Source organism: Fontisubflavum oceani, from assembly GCF_030407165.1.
GTDB lineage: Bacteria > Pseudomonadota > Alphaproteobacteria > Rhodobacterales > Rhodobacteraceae > Rhodophyticola > Rhodophyticola oceani.
Genome location: NZ_CP129111.1, coordinates 2,031,355 through 2,048,439, shown reverse-complemented (window position 1 = coordinate 2,048,439; position 17,085 = coordinate 2,031,355). Strand labels below are relative to the sequence as shown.

General features: G+C 61.2%; 17 protein-coding genes. 5 read left to right on the top strand and 12 right to left on the bottom strand.

What is annotated here, in order from left to right:
- A complete protein-coding gene (locus QTA57_RS10580; RefSeq protein WP_145216789.1) occupies positions 1 to 789 on the top strand; it encodes an ATP-binding cassette domain-containing protein in 789 nt (262 codons plus the stop codon).
- Positions 790 to 795: 6 nt separating this feature from the next.
- On the opposite strand, the gene QTA57_RS10575 is transcribed toward QTA57_RS10580, so the two are convergent.
- The 11 genes from QTA57_RS10575 to QTA57_RS10525 form a co-directional block, all read right to left on the bottom strand.
- Entirely contained in the window at positions 796 to 1,743 is a 948-nt protein-coding gene (locus QTA57_RS10575; RefSeq protein WP_290151392.1) for a 1-phosphofructokinase family hexose kinase, read from the bottom strand.
- Positions 1,744 to 1,808: 65 nt separating this feature from the next.
- Positions 1,809 to 3,014: a winged helix-turn-helix domain-containing protein gene (locus QTA57_RS10570; protein ID WP_290151390.1), complete on the bottom strand. Its 1,206-nt coding sequence runs from the start codon at positions 3,012 to 3,014 to the stop codon at positions 1,809 to 1,811.
- Positions 3,015 to 3,016: 2 nt separating this feature from the next.
- Positions 3,017 to 3,307: a UBP-type zinc finger domain-containing protein gene (locus QTA57_RS10565; protein WP_290151389.1), complete on the bottom strand. Its 291-nt coding sequence runs from the start codon at positions 3,305 to 3,307 to the stop codon at positions 3,017 to 3,019.
- 37 nt (positions 3,308 to 3,344) lie between these two features.
- On the bottom strand, positions 3,345 to 4,742 hold the full coding sequence (locus tag QTA57_RS10560) for an SDR family oxidoreductase (protein ID WP_290151387.1): 1,398 nt from the start codon (positions 4,740 to 4,742) through the stop codon (positions 3,345 to 3,347).
- The gene (locus tag QTA57_RS10555) at positions 4,739 to 4,942 is read right to left on the bottom strand and encodes an NAD(P)-binding domain-containing protein (RefSeq protein ID WP_290151385.1); all 204 of its coding nucleotides are present in this window, start codon (positions 4,940 to 4,942) and stop codon (positions 4,739 to 4,741) included. Before QTA57_RS10555 ends, QTA57_RS10560 begins: the two co-directional genes overlap by 4 nt.
- Positions 4,939 to 5,379, bottom strand: a complete 441-nt coding sequence (locus QTA57_RS10550) for a thiol-disulfide oxidoreductase DCC family protein (RefSeq protein WP_290151384.1) — start codon at positions 5,377 to 5,379, stop codon at positions 4,939 to 4,941. The genes QTA57_RS10555 and QTA57_RS10550 overlap by 4 nt, the downstream gene beginning before the upstream one ends.
- A gap of 79 nt (positions 5,380 to 5,458) precedes the next feature.
- Complete coding sequence (locus QTA57_RS10545; protein WP_290151383.1) at positions 5,459 to 7,156, bottom strand: flotillin family protein; 1,698 nt, start codon at positions 7,154 to 7,156, stop codon at positions 5,459 to 5,461.
- 51 nt (positions 7,157 to 7,207) lie between these two features.
- The gene (locus QTA57_RS10540) at positions 7,208 to 7,903 is read right to left on the bottom strand and encodes an OB-fold-containig protein (RefSeq protein WP_290151382.1); all 696 of its coding nucleotides are present in this window, start codon (positions 7,901 to 7,903) and stop codon (positions 7,208 to 7,210) included.
- A 240-nt stretch (positions 7,904 to 8,143) separates the two neighbouring features.
- Positions 8,144 to 10,051, bottom strand: coding sequence for an acyl-CoA synthetase (locus QTA57_RS10535; RefSeq protein ID WP_290151381.1), 1,908 nt, complete (start codon positions 10,049 to 10,051; stop codon positions 8,144 to 8,146).
- A 118-nt stretch (positions 10,052 to 10,169) separates the two neighbouring features.
- Positions 10,170 to 11,972, bottom strand: coding sequence for an ABC transporter transmembrane domain-containing protein (locus tag QTA57_RS10530; protein ID WP_290151380.1), 1,803 nt, complete (start codon positions 11,970 to 11,972; stop codon positions 10,170 to 10,172).
- Positions 11,973 to 12,180: 208 nt separating this feature from the next.
- The gene (locus QTA57_RS10525) at positions 12,181 to 13,035 is read right to left on the bottom strand and encodes a LysR family transcriptional regulator (RefSeq protein ID WP_290151378.1); all 855 of its coding nucleotides are present in this window, start codon (positions 13,033 to 13,035) and stop codon (positions 12,181 to 12,183) included.
- Positions 13,036 to 13,177: 142 nt separating this feature from the next.
- On the opposite strand from QTA57_RS10525, the gene QTA57_RS10520 reads away from it, so the two are divergent.
- From QTA57_RS10520 to QTA57_RS10505, 4 genes are read left to right on the top strand one after another with little or no spacing between them, the layout of a single operon-like run.
- Entirely contained in the window at positions 13,178 to 13,519 is a 342-nt protein-coding gene (locus QTA57_RS10520; protein ID WP_290151377.1) for an NAD(P)-binding domain-containing protein, read from the top strand.
- The gene (locus tag QTA57_RS10515) at positions 13,486 to 13,788 is read left to right on the top strand and encodes an NADPH-dependent F420 reductase (protein WP_290151376.1); all 303 of its coding nucleotides are present in this window, start codon (positions 13,486 to 13,488) and stop codon (positions 13,786 to 13,788) included. Before QTA57_RS10520 ends, QTA57_RS10515 begins: the two co-directional genes overlap by 34 nt.
- The gene (locus QTA57_RS10510) at positions 13,785 to 14,327 is read left to right on the top strand and encodes an antibiotic biosynthesis monooxygenase (protein WP_290151375.1); all 543 of its coding nucleotides are present in this window, start codon (positions 13,785 to 13,787) and stop codon (positions 14,325 to 14,327) included. Before QTA57_RS10515 ends, QTA57_RS10510 begins: the two co-directional genes overlap by 4 nt.
- A gap of 23 nt (positions 14,328 to 14,350) precedes the next feature.
- Positions 14,351 to 15,088 (top strand): type 1 glutamine amidotransferase domain-containing protein, encoded by a 738-nt coding sequence (locus tag QTA57_RS10505; RefSeq protein ID WP_290151374.1) that lies wholly within the window; start codon positions 14,351 to 14,353, stop codon positions 15,086 to 15,088.
- Here QTA57_RS10505 and QTA57_RS10500 read toward each other — a convergent pair.
- The gene (locus QTA57_RS10500; RefSeq protein WP_290151372.1) at positions 15,085 to 17,010 is read right to left on the bottom strand and encodes a cation:proton antiporter domain-containing protein; all 1,926 of its coding nucleotides are present in this window, start codon (positions 17,008 to 17,010) and stop codon (positions 15,085 to 15,087) included. The genes QTA57_RS10505 and QTA57_RS10500 overlap by 4 nt on opposite strands.
- Positions 17,011 to 17,085: the final 75 nt, after the last annotated feature.

The window sequence follows — 17,085 nt, the reverse complement described above, 5'->3', positions numbered from 1 at the left end:
ATGAATCCCGAACATGCCCCCATCGTCGAGATGAAGAATATCGAGAAGCATTTCGGCAGTGTCATCGCGCTCGCCGGGGTGACCGTGGAAGTCTATCCGGGCGAATGCCATTGCCTTCTGGGTGATAATGGTGCTGGAAAATCGACCTTTATCAAGACCATGTCCGGGGTTCACAAGCCGACCAAAGGGGAGATATTCTTCGAAGGCCAACCGCTGAAATTCGACGATCCGCGTGACGCAATCTCGGCAGGAATCGCCACGGTTTATCAAGACCTTGCAATGATCCCTCTGATGTCGGTCAGCCGGAATTTCTTCATGGGCAACGAGCCGATCAAGAAAATCGGGCCGATCAAGATGTTCGACCATGAGCACGCCAATGACGTGACCATGGCCGAGATGAAAAAGATGGGCATCAACCTGCGCGGACCGGATCAGGCCGTCGGAACGCTGTCGGGCGGGGAGCGACAGACGGTGGCCATTGCCCGCGCCGTGCATTTCGGCGCCAAAGTGTTGATCCTGGACGAGCCGACCTCGGCGCTCGGCGTGCGGCAGACGGCCAATGTTCTGGCAACCATCGACAAGGTGCGGAAACAGGGCATCGCGGTGGTGTTCATCACCCATAATGTGCGCCACGCGCTGGCGGTCGGTGATCGGTTTACCGTGCTCAATCGCGGCAAGACCTTGGGCACCGCACAGCGTGGGCAGATCACGCCCGAAGAGCTGCAAGATCTTATGGCCGGCGGGCAAGAGCTTGTCGCGTTGGAGGGATCGCTCGGCGGGACGGTCTAACCCGGCTCAGATCGCTTCGACACTGATCTGCGACACAAGGGCTTCGGCCTCACCCCGGTCACAAAGCGCTGTGGCCGGGGTTTTTACCGCCGCCCCTGCCGCTGCCGTGCCAAAGCGCACCGCCGCATCAAACTCCGCTCCGCGCGCCAAGGCCAGCGCCATGGCCCCCACGAGGCTATCGCCCGCGCCAACCGCGCTCACCGTTTCGATCAGGGGTGGACGGCAAAAGAAACAAGCCTCATCCGAGATGCCCAAAGTGCCCTGCGCGCCAAGCGCCATCACCGCATGCTCACAACGGCCCGCGGCAATCAGGCTCCGGCCAAAGGCGGCAGTGTCTTCCGGGGTTCTGAGCGGACGACCCGCGAGTTCATCGGCCTCCGCACCATCAACGCGCAACACGTGAAACGGATGCGCGGTCTGTTCAACCGCCTGGACCAGCGCATCTCCAGATGTATCTAGCAGCATCCGCGCGCCCGCCGCCCGGGCGCGACTGTTGATCTGCGACAGGAGATCGGGCGTCAGACCCGGTGGCAAGCTGCCCGAAACAACCAGCAACGCGTCCGGCCCCATAGCGGCGTCCAACACCGCCCAAAGCGCGTCCAAATCCGCCTCGTTCCAGTCCGGGCCCGGCATGACAAAGCGATATTGCCCGCCCGCCTCGGCATCGGTAACCGCGAAAGACTGCCGGGTCAGGCCGGACACCGGCAAGCGGGTGACATCGACCCCCTCGCCCTCAAGAAGGTCACATAAAAGCGCCCCGGTAACCCCGCCGGAGGCAACGATTGCGCGCGAGTTCCCCCCCAAAAGCCGGATAGCACGCGAGACATTCACCCCGCCGCCGCCCGGATCGATCCGGGCATCGGAGCAGCGGAGTTTCGGCCCGGCCACCACTTGCGGCACCACCGCCGAGACATCCAAGGCCGGGTTGAGGGTCAGGGTCAGAACGTCCCGCATCAGGCTCTCCGATAGCGCTCACATTGCGCGGTAGTGGTCCTATGCCACGATCCCGGGCGCAAGCCCTAACTGTGCCGCAGCCAGCCCGGTGACAGCCGAAGGTCTGGGCACCCGGTCAGCCGCGTCACCCGCTCCAGTTCCTTCATCAGCCGCACGTGTCGGCCTTTGCCCATTCTCACGCCCGGTTCGGGCCAGAACCCCGTCACGTCCAAACCGCCACGAGACCGGTCGCATTTCATATCGATGCGACCGATCATTCGGTCACCCTCCATCACCGGGAAGACATAATAGCCATAGCGCCGCTTCGCCTCCGGCACGAAAATCTCGATCCGGTAGTGGAACCCGAAAAGGCGTTCGGCGCGATTTCGATCCCGCAAGGCCGGGTCAAATGGACTCAGTATGCGGAGCCGGGGCGGGATCGGTGACAACTGCGTCAGCGTCTCAAGCGTTTCGGGCCACATCACCACAGAGCGCGTGCCGCCCTGCGCCAGAGCGATCTCAACCTCGATCACGCGCCCCATCTCCACCGCATCGGCAACCCAGGCCTTCGCCTCTGCCGGGCGGACCAAATCCCAAAACGCCGCCAATTCGCCGGATGTGGCAAAACCCAATCGATCCAGCGCCGCGGCGCAGGCCCAATCGACCGTCTCCGCTTCGTCAAAACGTGCGTTAAGCGCCTCGGGCGGGATCACCCGCTCGGTCAAATCATAGATTTTCCGGAACCCCTCGCGGCGGCTGACCGACAACTCACCCGCGCGCCAAAGATACTCCAACGCGGTTTTTGACGGGTGCCAGTCCCACCAGCCGGTTGATTTCTCCGGCCTCTGCTCGGCCAGATCGCCACTGCCGACCGGGCCATGATCGGAGATATGCGTCAAGACCCGATCGATCTCTGCGTGGAACCCGCCGCCTTGCCATTGGGTCCAACGTTGCTTCATCCGCGCCGCGTCACGGGCGAATTTCAACCGCCAATGCGGGAATTGCGCCATGGGCAGGATCGACGCATCATGGGTCCAATGCTCGAATGTCGCGCGTTTGCGGTCGTTTAACCAACGCAGGCTGGCGGGTTTATAGGCTTGCCGCCGGGACCAGAGGATCATGTCATGGGCCCGCGCCACTGTATTGACGCTATCGACTTGCACGAAGCCCAAATCGCCAATCACCTGCGCCAAACCCTCACCCGTGGCGGGGCCGGACGGACCGGCCCCCAAACCATGGCGGTGCAAGAACAGCCGCCTTGCGGTGGCGTTGTCGATAACCGGACGTGCCATATCTACCCGCCGAGCTTGCCGCGTTTGTCGACGATTTCCTCATCCTCGAAACACCAAGACCACCGCTCCCCCGGCTCATAGGAACAAAGGATCGGATGGCCGCTTGCGCCCCAATGCGCCCGCGCATGGCGATGGGGTGAGCTGTCACAGCAGCCGATATGGCCGCAAGATCGGCACATCCTGAGATGGACCCAGGTTGCGCCGATTTTGGCGCAGTCCTCGCAGACGGCCCCCGCTTTGGCGGCCTCGTCGGGCAAGGCCCATGTAATCTGATCAAGATGGCTGCACGTCATGAACCCCATCATGAAGTCGCCACCCAGAAACGCAATCTCAAACCGTCGGCACCAGCCATCCCTGATAGCGCACGATCAACTGTCCGGTCAGCGGCGCGCGAAGCGTGACATCGAAGTGGAACCGCCCATTCCTTTCGGTCTCCGTCGCCTCGCTAATGGGTAAGCTCCAGGCTGGCAGCGGGATCGGCCCAATCCGCGCCGCGCGGACCGGGAAATGCAACGCGCCGTCCTTCACATGTAGGTCAAGCATGAAGGTGATGGGTCCAAACCGTTCGGTCATCCATCCATCCTCGATCTCGAGTGTCGAGCGGAACCGTCGCGGGCCAAAGCGCCGCTCCCAGATTTCCGTCTCTTCACGCCGGGTCTTGAGAACAGTGACGGGGCCATCTTCGACTGCGGGTGGAAACTTAAAAATCCACCCGAGCAACCGCGGCCACAGCCCCGCCCCGCGTGTCACCTTCGCGCGCCCCTCAAGCCGCGACACGGCATAGGTTTGATGACTGTCGCGCACGGCCTTTGGCAGCGTCTGGAACGGTTCACCAAGTTGCGTCTCAAAAATCGGTTTCAAAGCGGTCTCCTCCCGCTCGAACCGAATGGAGAGATCCCGCATCGCGGCTTCCATCTCGGCCAAACCGATCTCCGCAACCGCAATCCGCGCGCCCGGCGACGGCGCTGCATTGCGCAACACCGCACGCGCAGGGATCGCCGGAACAAATGGCCCATCGCCGGCCTCGGCCAGGAGACGCCAGCGCCGTCTGATCCAAGCACCGTCTTTGGGGCCAGTCACCTCGACCGCCATGCCGCCTCTGTCGCTGCCAAAGGGTGCCAGCAAGCGCGCGCCGAACCTGACCACGCCCATCGGTACGGGTAACGGCATCCGAGCCCTGATCCACGAAAGCGCCGCCAGGCCGCGATTCATCACCGAAAGCTCCAATCCGGCACGAAACGAAACCGTTTTTGCGCCAAAGCGGCCCGGGAAGACGGCCAGATCGGGCACGCCGATCATCCACCCCCGACGCCGCACGCCATCGGGCAAGTCATAAGCCCGCGCGTCAGACCACCCCCGCACCACCTCTGTCCGGCCTGCCACTGTAATCGGCACCCGGCGACCCACTTGGTCGAGGATCGACCGGATCACCGACCGACCGCGCGGCGCGCGATTTCCCGGCAAGATCACGCTGTCGATCATTTCGATCCGGTCCATCCCATCGGACAGTGCCGCCACAGCCGCCGAGGAGAGGGCGGGCACACTGGATACACCCGACAGAATTGCGACACCGGCCGCATGTGCTTCGGCGTCCAACACACTGATCCCGAGGCAGAATTCGGTGTTGTCCGAGAGGTCCATATAGCTGACACCTGCCCGGATGCAGGCCCGCGGCAACCGGTAGGGATCCTTGCCATAGGTATGGAACGGCCCTGCCGCGTCGATCACCCAATCGGCGCCTGTTTGGAAAAGGGGGCCAGATCTCCGGCCCGATCAACCTGCAAAACCTCCGCGCCAATCTCTGCGGCCAAGCCCTCCGCGTCGGCCACGCCCCGCACCGCGATCACAACGCGGTGTCCATCGCGGCACGGAAGCCGCGCCAAACGCGAGCCGAACACGCCCGTGCCGCCAAGGATCACGATGGTCATAAAAGCAACCGGGCGCGCAGGCCGGGATCCGGCAGGCCGCAGATATCGCCCCGGCCAAAGATCGCATACCGGTTCCTGGCAATCCGCGCATAGAGCCAGGCCCGGATTGGTCCGGGAAGGATCATCAGCGCCGCAAGAAGCCGCCCCCATCCGCCACAACGTCGCCCGACCTCAACTATTGCGTCGAAATCGGACCAGGCCGCGCCATCCGCCAAAAACAGCCAACTGTCTGGGTCGCTCGGGTCCATCCCGAAATACTGAAGGGCCGCTTGGCCACGCGCCGTCTGAATTGGGCAGATACGGATCGTACCGGATCGATCAAGCCGATGGATCATCCGCGCGCCAAAGGAACAGAGCGCGCAATCAGCATCCATGATCGCAACAGGCTCGATCCCGTCAAGCGCGGGCGGGCAGCCATAGGCAAATGGGGTCGGCATCGCGCATCTCCTCCGCGTCACAACCTAAAGGATTGAGAGGCAAGAGAAAGAGATGCGCGACACCGGGTCGCGATGTGGCCTATTCCGCGGGTCGCTTTTCGACATCGGCGGGTGGAAGCACCTCGGCCCCCTCCTCCGCCTCAGGGGTTGGCGCGTCATTGGCGACATTGCCAAGGGTTGTGCCCCCAACCTCGCTCAAGCCGCTTTCCAGCGACACGCCGAGTTCCTCGCCCAGCTTCTTCAGCGCAGGCAATTGCACCGCCATACCGAGGATCGAGTCGAGCGCCTGGTTTACCGCTGGTTTGCCCGCGTCGCCGCCGCCGGTGCCGGCGGCCCCGCCCATGCCCGTAACCTGATGGATCTTGATCGAGTCGATCTTCTCCGCTGGTTTGACCATCTCGGCCACAACCTTGGGCAACGCGTCAAGCCGCGCCAGATCGACCTTCATCGCCACAATCTCCGGGTCGATCACGTTCTCGGATTCGACAATCGCGCGGTTACCCTCCGCCTCGGCCAGAAGGTCGGCTTTCTTCGCCTCCGCCCGAATGGTGATCGCATCGGCATCGGCTTGCGCCTCTTCCCGACGGGCCGCGGCCCGGTCCTGCGCGGCGTCTTTCTCTGCCTGGGCTGCCAGGCGGATTTTGGTCGCTTCCCGCTCCGCCTCACGCTCGGCCTCAATCAACGCAATCTGCTTCTGACGCTCTGCCGTGGCCACGGAGCGCGCTGTTTCAATCGCCTCGGACGCTTTGGTGGCTTCGGCCCGTGCCGTATCGGCAGACGCACGCGCCCGGCTTTCCTCTTCGGATTTCTGCGCGATGATGATCTGGCGTTCTTGATCGGCCACTTCCAATTCCCGGTCGCGATCGATCTCCGCCTCACGAATGGCCCGCTCTCGCGCAATATCCGCCGCACGAATGGCCTGTTCCCGCGAAATCCGGGCGCCTTCCTTCTCTTTCTCCGCGTCTTCCTCGCGACGGGCAATCTCAGCCTCTTGTGCCGCACGCAGCGTGGCGATTTGCTCGGCTTGCGAGATCGCCGCTTCTTGCTCATCGCGCTCAATCTCGAGCCGCTTCCGTTCGGCCTCCATACCGGCCCGACGGACCGCCACATTGGCCTCTGCCTCGATCTCAGCGCGCTCCTTTTTCGAGGTTGCAATCACCTCGGCCAGTTTCCGCATACCGACCGCGTTGAAGGCGTTGTTCTCATCCAGCGCCTCAAACGGGGTTTGATCGAGCGCGGTCAGCGAAACGGATTCCAGTTCCAACCCGTTTTTCAGAAGGTCTTCCGAGACGGTGTTCTGCACCTCTTGCACGAATTCCGAGCGGTTTTCGTGCAACTCATCCATCGTCATCTGAGCCGCCACCGCCCGCAGACCGTCGACCAGTTTACCTTCAATCATCTCGCGCAGTTGATCGACATAGAAGGTCCGGTCGCCAAGGGTTTGCGCCGCACGGCTGATCCCGTCATCGGTGGCATTGACCGAGACGTAGAACTCCACACCGACATCAACGCGCATCCGATCCCGGGTGATCAAGGCGCCCTCTCCCGTCCGCTGCACCTCAAGGCGCAAGGTCTTCATGTTCACCGGGCTGATCTCATGGAGCAGCGGGATCACCAGCACGCCGCCATCCATAATCACCTTCTTGCCGCCAGAGCCGGTTCGGACCAGCCCAACTTCACGCGTGGTGCGGCGATAGAGCCGCCCGACCACCAGGCCGATCAAAATCAGGAAGACAAGAAAGGCGGCGACGACAATGCCAATACCTACAAGGTCCATGAGAAAACTCCTCTATCTGTTACGCGTAAAGTCAGCTTATGTGTCGGTTGATCAGGTGATGGCGTTCAAAGGGATCAGACGAAAGCCACCCGTGGGTCGATGACGCATGATCAGAACTTCGGTGCCCCGGTCGATCTGTTGATCGTCTTGCAGCGGTTCGGCGCGGATATAGTGCGTGTTGCCATGGAAATCGGTCACTTTGACTTCCGCCGGACGTCCCCGTGCTGCGGTGCCTTGCGTCACCACGCCCATACGGCGCGCGAGCCGCGTGCGCGAGACCGCCGTGGTTTCCGTTTTCGGCAGGAGGCGGGCAAATACACCCGCGAAGCGTCGCGTAAACGCCAGCCCAGGAATAGCTGCCAAGGGCACGGCAATCAGCGCCGGCAGCATCCAACCGAAGATACTCAGCATGATGTTTTGCAGGATCAGCCCACTTAGTCCGAACCCTAAGAAGAGCGCCGCCATCCAGAGCACAAGTGGCGCTTTGCCAAGGCCCAACCAAGCCAGGGGTCCTGCGGGGGCATCAACCGCTGTATCGGCCGCGGCGCCATCTGCGTCGAGCTCGGGCAGTTCATACTCGCCCAGATCGACGTCGAGTCCGTCGATATCGACGCCCAGCTCGCTGATGTCGAACCCGTCGGCGGCATCAAGACCGTCGAAGCCAATATCTCCGACCTCAGCATCGAAATCCGCTTCGCCGCCCGCGCCCAAAAGCGTGGCGCCCAATAATGCAAAAATCAGCTCCAAAATTAGAGTCCGCCCAAAAGGGCCAAAGACAGCGTAAACGCCACCATTTCGGGAGATAAAAAAGACCCGGCCATAAACCTCTCAACATTCGTGCAAGACCCAATTCACATGGGACCGTCACGTATCTGTTACCAGTGTATTCCATCTGATTTGTGACAGATGTGGCGCGGAGGCCATAGTGAAAACGGGCATTATGAATGAATCATAACGCCCTGACCCTACTTCGTTTTTGAGAATCCCCTAAGCGGCACTTTCGACCGTCTCGGCCCAGACCCAAGGTCGGATAAATTCGCCCAAAACCCGCGACAGCTCGGCTTCGTCAACCTCGCCGGTGCGCTCCAGATGGGCCACCAGACCGCGTTTTTTATCCTCGCGCACTTCGACAACCTGCGCGGTGATCTCGGCCTTGTCCAATGCGGCGTTATATACCCGCGTGATAGCCCGTTTGCGCAGGTCGGGTTTGAACACTTTGCCAACGGCGGTTTTTGGCAGTTCGGGCAGGATTTCCAGATGTTTCGGAACCGCCGCGCGCTCATGAACATGCTCTTTGCAGTGATCCATCAGCGCGTCGATGGTGATATCCGCTCCTTCGACCAGTTCGACATAAACACATGGCAGTTCACCCGCGAATGCATCCGGCTGCCCAATCGCACCGGCAAAGGCCACCGCCGGGTGTCCGGCCAGCGCTTCTTCGATCTCGGCAGGGTCGATATTGTGCCCGCCCCGGATAATCAGGTCTTTGGCGCGGCCTGTGATCCAGAGATAGCCATCCGCATCGATCCGGCCCAAGTCACCCGTGCGCAGATAGATGTCATAGGCGAAGAGGTCGACGTTTTTGTCGTCTTCCGTGTAAGTCGAACCCTCAAACACGCCGGGATTGTCGATGCAAATCTCGCCCACTTCGTCGGTGTCGCAAACCGTGACGCCATCAGCGCCATGCTTCAAAATCCGCACCTCCGTATGCGGGAATGGCACCCCGACGGAGCCGATTTTCTTGTCGCCATCGACCGGATTACAGCTCACCAGACAGGTCGCCTCCGTCAGGCCATAGCCCTCGATCAGCGTCACGCCCGTGGCTTTCTCAAACCGCTTGAAGAGTTCGACCGGCAGCGGCGAGGAGCCGGAAAACGCGGTCTTCACCGAAGAGACATCCGCATCGACCGGGCGCTGCATCATCGCGGCAATCGCGGTCGGCACGGTGATGATAAAACTGATCTGCCAGCGCTCCACCAGCTTCCAGAAATTGTCGAATACGCCATCGCCGCGATAGCCTTGCGGCGTCGGGAAAACCACATGCGCGCCGGAGGCCAAGGCCGCCATCAAGATAACGTGGCAGGCGAACACATGGAACAGCGGCAGCGGGCAGATGATGTTGTCTTGCTCGGTGAAGAGCAGCGTATGCCCGATCCACCCGTTATAGATCATGCCGGAATACTTGTGCTGCGCCACCTTGGGCATGCCCGTTGTTCCACCGGTGTGGAAATAGGCCGCCACGCGGTCTCCGGTGCTGTCGGCGAAATCCAGATGATCGCTCCGCTGACGGTCCAGCTCAGCATTGAAATCCAAGATGCGCGCTTTGTGCTGCACCTCGAATTTCGGGCGCAAAAATGGCACGATCAGCTTCTTCAAGCCGGTCATGTAGCGCAGGAGATCAACCTCCAGCACGGTTTTCACACTCGGCGCAAGCTCGACGGCTTCGGAGACTTTCTGCGCCACATCGGTCTTGGGGAAGGCTTTCAGCGTGACCACGACCTTCGCATTGGTTTCCCGCAGGATCGAGCCGATTTGCTCGGCATCCAGAAGCGGGTTGATTGGGTTGGCAATGCCCGCGACCGCACCGCCAATCAAGGTCACGGCGGTTTCATTACAATTGGGCAGGATATACGCGACCGTGTCGGTCTCGCCGATCCCAAGGCTGCGGAAGAGGTTGGCGGCCTGGGTCACGCGCCCATGAAATCCATTCCATGTCAGCGTTTCGGCCTTATCTTTTGGCCCGGAAAACAATTGAAACGAGATCGCGTTCAGATCGCCGAATTTATCTTTGGTGTTACTCAGCAACTCATAAAGCGTCGCCGCCGGCTGGCTGGCTGGCCATGGCTTTTCTTGCTCAATGGTTTTGACATCCTCGACCGTGGCAAATTGCACCATATGCCTTCCTCCCCTATTGGCGGTTTTGACCGCCAATTATGTGTTATGGGGCGGCCGAAATCTGCCACAGCATGTGCAGAACCGGATTGTGACGCAAGTGTAACGCTGCGCAAAGCCGTTATTCGGCGGCGAGACCTTCGGTGAATTGCAGCCGGGCGAGGCGTGCATAAAGCCCGCCTTGAGCGACCAGAGCATCATGGCTGCCTTCGGCCACGATCTGCCCGTCCTCGAACACCACGATCCGATCCGCCTGCTTCACCGTGGCCAGCCGATGGGCGATGATCAGCGTGGTGCGGTCCGCACTCATCTCGACCACGGCCTCTTGCACGGCCCGCTCGCTTTCCGCGTCCAATGCGCTGGTCGCTTCGTCCAGCAACAGGATCGGCGCGTCTCGCAGGATGGCGCGCGCAATCGCGATGCGCTGCTTCTGCCCGCCTGAGAGCATGATGCCGCGCTCGCCGACATAGGTGTCATACCCCTCCGGCAACGCGGTCAGGAACTCATGTGCTGCGGCGGCTTTCGCGGCGGCCTCCACCTCCGTGTCACTGGCCTCAGGGCGGCCAAAGCGGATGTTCTCGCGTGCCGAGCTGGCAAAGATCACTGGGTCTTGCGGCACCAACGCCATGGCCGACCGGAAGGTGGTGCGATCCATATCGCGCAGATCCACCCCATCAAGCGTCACACGCCCGCTTTCAGGGTCATAGAACCGCAGAAGCATCTGGAAAATCGTCGATTTCCCGGCGCCCGAGGGGCCGACCAGCGCCACCGTCTCTCCCGGCTGCACTGTCAGGGTGACGCCATCAAGCGCCGCCGTGTCGGGCCGTGTCGGATAGTGGAACCGCACGTCCTCAAACCGGATCGCGCCCTGCCCGCCTTGTGGGAGTGTGACACCGGCCACAGGGTCGCCGACATTGTCCGTGATGTGTAACAGCTCGACCAAACGTTCCGTGGCCCCTGCCGCGCGTTGCAGCTCGCCCCAGATCTCGCTGAGCGCACCGACGGAGCCTGCGACCATAATCGCATAGATCAGGAACTGGATCAGTTCGCCGATCGACATTGCATCGCTGCGCACATCGCGCGCCCCGATCCAAAGGACGCTCACGACACCGGCAAAGACCAAGGCGATCACGATCACCGTCATCACGGCCCGCGTGGCAATCCGCTTTTTCGCGCTGTCGAAACTGCGCTCCGTCACTTTGTCGAACGTCTCCGCCGAAGGGCGCTCATGGGTAAAGGCCTGAACCGTCTGGACAGACAAAAGTGCTTCCGAAGCATTGCCGGAGCTTTCCGCGATCCAATCTTGGTTTTCTTTGCTCAACACCCGAAGGCGACGACCCAAGACCACAATCGGGATGATAATCGCTGGCACGATCAGCAGGACCAACCCAGCCAATTTCGGCGACGTCACCGTCATCAGAACCAAGCCGCCCATCAGGATCAAAAGATTCCTGAGCGCAATAGAAACCGATGAGGAAATCACACTCAGAAGCAACGTGGTATCAGTGGTGATCCGGCTCAACACCTCGCCGGTCATGATTTTCTCGTAGAAGGCGGGGCTCATGCCGATCATCCGGTCGAACACCGCCTTGCGGATATCGGCCACGACCCGTTCTCCCAACCGGGTGACCAAGTAATAACGAAGGCCCGTGCCAAAGGCCAAAAGGGCCGCAATGGCAAAGGCAGCCAGGAAATACTGATCAAGAAGCTCGGTTGTTTCGGTCTCAAACCCGTCCACGACTCGGCGGACGGCCAAAGGCAAGGTCAGCGAGACAATCGCGGTCAGGATCAGCGCGCTGATCGCGCCGGCCAACATGCCGCGATAGGGCAACAGAAACGGGCCCAACGCCCGCAAACTGCCGATCCGTTTCGATCCTTCGCGCTCTTCCGCAGATTGGGTGGGGCCGGTGGGTTGCCCTGCCATGGGTGTCTCAGTCTGTTCTGTTGGTCGTGGCTGGGATAAATCGCTGCGTGACTGCACACAAGCCCTGCTTGTCAATGACAATCGATAACCCGGCCCCCGTATGGCGCCAAACCGGTCTGTGTGGCGGCTTATCTGATAGTCGTGACATGCGACATAAACGTCGGCCATGCGGCTATCTAGGCCGCTTGCGTGGCGCGATCTTGGTAAATCAGCCGAGAGGTTGCTCCGCCGTGAGCATCGCCAGGAGCCAATCATGCTTGGCGCTCTTGGCATTTCGCTGATGCCGGATCGCCGCAACCGTGAACGGCCGTATGGTCAATGGCGGTTGCCGGGTCACGAGGCCAAATCTGGCGGCATGAGCGGCGACGAGACGCCCCGGCAAGGTGGCGATCATGTCGCTGCTGGCGACCGTGGCCAAAGCCGGAAAGAAAAGCGGCACCGAAGCGGCGACCCGACGTGCCCGGCCGATCCGCTCCAGCGCCTGATCCACGACGCCCGTCAAATCTCCGGCGGGCGACACGACCAGATGATCGGCGGTGCAGAAGGCTTCCAGCCCCCAATTCGCGTTGGTCAGCGGGTGATGGGCCCGCATCACCACGGCGTAGCCTTCTTCATGGATCGGATCGGCCTGAAACCGGTCCGGCAAATCCCAGATGAACCCAAGGGCCAAATCCAGCTCACCCGCCTCCAAAGCGGCAAGCGCCGCCTGCCGCCCCAATGAACGGATCGCAAAGCGCAGACCAGGTGCCGCCGCCCGCGCCCGTTGCAACAGACCCGGCACCAGCGTCGCCATCTCATTGTCATAGGCCCCGATCTGGATCACCCCGGCCTCGGCTTTGGGGTCGAACTGCGTCCCGGTCGTCAGCGCCTCCGACAGTGTTTCTACCGCCAGCCGGATCTTTGGCTCCAAGGCGATGGCCACCGCCGTCGGCTCCATGCCAGCCGGGCGACGCAGGAACAGCGGATCGTCAAAGATATCGCGGAGGCGTTTGATCGAATGGCTGATCGCCGATTGGGTCAGCCCCATCTGCGCGGCGACGTCGACCGCTTTACGATGCCGCATCAGCCCGAGAAAAACCAACAGGACTGTCAGATCGAGCCGCCTTAGTGCAATTTCATCAATATCTAACATTAGACGTATGCATTTTCATTTAAGATAGCCGCTTGCTAGCACGCTCCCAAGGCAATCGCCAAGGGAGATGCAAATGAAGCTCGCGATTATTGGGGCCGGACATGTGGGGAGCGCCCTCGGCCATGGATGGGCCAAGGCAGGCCATGATGTCCGCTATGGGACCCGCGCGCCTGCCGCGCCGGATCATCTGACCCCAAGCGCGGCCGCCGCTTGGGGCACGGTCGTGGTTTTGGCCCTGCCCTGGGGCGCGGCGGAGGCCGTGGCGGCAAATCTGGGATCGCTCAGCGGCAAGATTATCATCGATTGCAGGAATCCGATTGCCCGTACGCCGGAAGGGATCGGGTTGGCCCTCGGACACAACACCTCTCTGGTGGCGAACAGGTGCAGAGCTGGTTGCCCGAAGCCCGGGTTGTAAAGACGCTGAACCAGGTTGGGGCCGAGATCATGGCCGACACATCCGGGTTTCCGGTGCCGCCGGTGCAGTTCATGGCGAGCAATGACGATAAGGCGAAACAGGTGGTCGCCGCGCTCCTCACCGATCTCGGGTTCGACCCGCTCGACGCGGGTGATTTGACCAAAGCCAGGCTTCTGGAACCCTTTGCGCTCACCTGGATCAACCAGGCGCTGATGCAGGGCAAGGGGCGCGATTGGGCCTTTGGCGCCATGTCGCGCGCCGGACAATGAGTGACCCCGTCACCATCGTCGCCCGCCGTGTCGTGAAACCCGGCGCTGAAGCGACTTATGAAGATTGGCTAACCCGGCTGACCGACGCGGCCACTGCCCTGCCCGGCTATCTTGGCGCGGAGTTTCACCGGCCCATTGCCACCGGCGCACCTTACATCAGCGTCTTTCGTTTTGACACGCTGGATCATCTTGCCGCCTTCGAACGATCTGACCTCCGCGCCCGCTTCTTGGCGGAGATCGCGCCCCATGTAGCGGGCGACGCGGTTTGGGATCGGCTGACTGGGCTAGAGGTCTGGTTCGAGGCTCCGAAAGGCGCGCCACTGCCACAGCCGAACGCGTTTCGAATGGCGCTGATCCTCGTCGCCGTGGTCTTCCTCTTGGTCCTCGCCCTCAACATCGCCCTCAGCCCGCTGATCGGCGGCTGGCCCCTTGTGCCGCGCCTCCTCATCACCGTGATCCTTCAGGTTTTCCTCATGACCTACGTGATCATGCCCCGCGTGACCAAAGCGCTCGGCGCCTGGATTTACACAACCTCCTAACTTACTGAAAAGGAACTCCCTTCATGTCTGCATCCATCGATACACACGGCACCAAACGCATCCTGATGATCGTTGCCAACCCAGGCACCTCGCCCACGACCGGTTGGCCCGTCGGCTTCTGGTGGGCCGAAGTCACCCACCCCTACTGGACCTTTACCGAAGCGGGATATGAGGTCGAGATTGTCTCACCCAAGGGCGGCGATCTGATGGCCGATGGCTTCTCCGACCCCGAGGATGAGAGCCAGTATTCCGCCCATGATATTCTCTCCCTGGGGTTCAAAAAGTCACCCACGCATGCGGGGCTACTGCACGGCACCAAATCCATCGCAGAGGTCAATCTCGACACATACGATGCGATCTTCCTCGCAGGTGGGCAGTCCCCAATGGTGACGATGATCGATGACACCGAACTGCACGAATTTGTCGCCCGCGCATATGAGGCAGGCAAGCTCGTCAGCATCGTCTGTCACGGCACCTGCATCCTCTTGAAAACCCGCCTCTCGACAGGCGAGCTTCTGGTCAACGGCAAGACCTGGACCGGCTTTGCCGATGCCGAGGAAGCCTTTGCGGATGCCTTCGTCGGTCAGAAGATTCAGCCGTTCTGGATCGAAGAAGAGGCCCGAAAGCTGGACGGCACCAATTTCGTGGTCAACTCCATGTTCAAACCCTTCGCGATCCGCGACGGCAATCTGATCACTGGGCAGCAGCAATTCTCCGGCGCTGCGGCGGCCGCGTTGGCCGTCGAAACGCTCGGGCGCTAGTCGCTTTTGGTCGCGGGCGGCGCGCCGCCCTCGGCCGCCCTGATCTCGGCCATTTCCCTGGCCATTTCAGGCTGCCGGATCTCAATCGTCTCTCTCACCCGCGCGATATAGGCCGGATTCTCGGTCGGCGGGATGTTGATGTCATACGCATCCGCCACCTCAATCATTGCTCGGCGATCTGTGCGATTGAACACCCCGGCCATGGCTTCGGCATGGTCTTTCGATATACCCATCGCCTCATAGGCCGACCGGCCCATCCGAACTGAGCTGTCATAGGTCTCGCGGATGATGTCGCGACAGCCAACCGCCCACAGATGATACACATGATCGCGGTCCACCGCGCGGGCGATGACGTGCAAATCGGGGAAGTTGTCGACCGCATAGCGCACCAGTTCGGTGATCTGATCCTTGTCGTCGATGGCTACAACCAGCAGTTTCGCCTCGCCAATGCCAGCGGCATGCAGCATGTCGGGCCGGGTTGCATCGCCAAAATAGGTCTTGATCCCAAAGGCACGCAGATTGTCGATCTGCTTTGAACTGAAATCGATCACCGTTGAGGAAAACCCCGCTGCACTGAGCATGCGCTCAACCAGCCCGCCGACGCGGCCGCGTCCTGCGATAATGATCTGTCCTGTCTCGCCGATCTCGTCCGCTTCCCGATCCTGCTCGCCAGAGAATTTCGGCGCAATAACGCGATCGAAAAGGATGAAGAGCGCTGGCGTGAGCAGCATCGACAGCGCCACGACCAGGAGCAGTTGGTCCGCGATACTGGTCGGCAGGACCGAATTTGCGACGGTGAAGGACAATAAAACAAAACCAAATTCGCCCGCCTGCGCCAAGCCAAGCGCGAACAACCAACGATCCGATCCACGAATACCGAAGATCGGAGCAAGCGCCAGCAAGACGCCTGCTTTGATGACCATCAGGCCAAGGGTCAACCCAAGGATCAGGCCCAAGTTTTCAAACAGAAGCGTGAAGTTGATGCCCGCGCCGACGGTCATGAAAAACAGGCCGAGAAGCAGCCCGCGGAACGGATCGATATCGGATTCGAGTTCATGCCGGTATTCGCTGTTGGCCAGCACCACGCCCGCAAGGAAGGTGCCAAGCGCCGGCGAAAGCCCCACCAGGGACATCAACAGCGCAATGCCGATCACCATCATCAGCGCCGTCGCCGTGAACAATTCGCGCAGTTGCGCCACCGCGATGAAGCGGAAAATTGGGCGGGTCAGATAGGTACCGCCGAACCCGACCGCCGCGATAGCACCAACCGTCACCAGCGCGGTTTGCCAGCCATTGAGGCCCGAGACGAGGCTCATACCGGCCCCATGATCACCCTCGCCGTGATCCTCCGCACCATGCGCCACCTCGGCGCCATGACCGGCAACCTCCGCGCCCAGATCCATCAGCTCCGGCATGGCGAGAAGCGGGATGAAGGCCAACATTGGGATCACGGCGATATCTTGGAACAGCAAAACAGAGAAGCTCGATTGGCCGCCGTCCGACTTCAAAAGACCCTTCTCACCAAGTGTTTGCAGAACAATCGCCGTCGAAGAAAGCGCGAGGACCAAGCCAATTGCCAAAGCAACGGTCCAAGGCTGCCCAAACATCATCGCGACCCCGGTCACCAGCACCGTGGTCAGCACCACCTGCCCGCCACCAAGCCCCAATAATCGCGCGCGCATGTCCCACAGGAGCTTGGGTTCCAGTTCCAGCCCCACCAGGAACAGCATCATCACGACGCCAAACTCAGCGAAATGCTGGATCGAGATCACATCGACGCCAAGAACGACCAAGATCGGGCTGATCACGATCCCTGCGATCAGATAGCCCAAGACCGAACCCAGCCCGAGCCGCGACGCAATCGGCACGGCGATCACGCCCGCAATCAGAAAAATGAATGCCAGTAGCAGGAAATCCGTCATCAATGCCCCCCATGCCCGCGTGCCGTCGGGTCAAAGGCGCATACTGACAGTCTGCCGTATCATGTCAATTTTGAA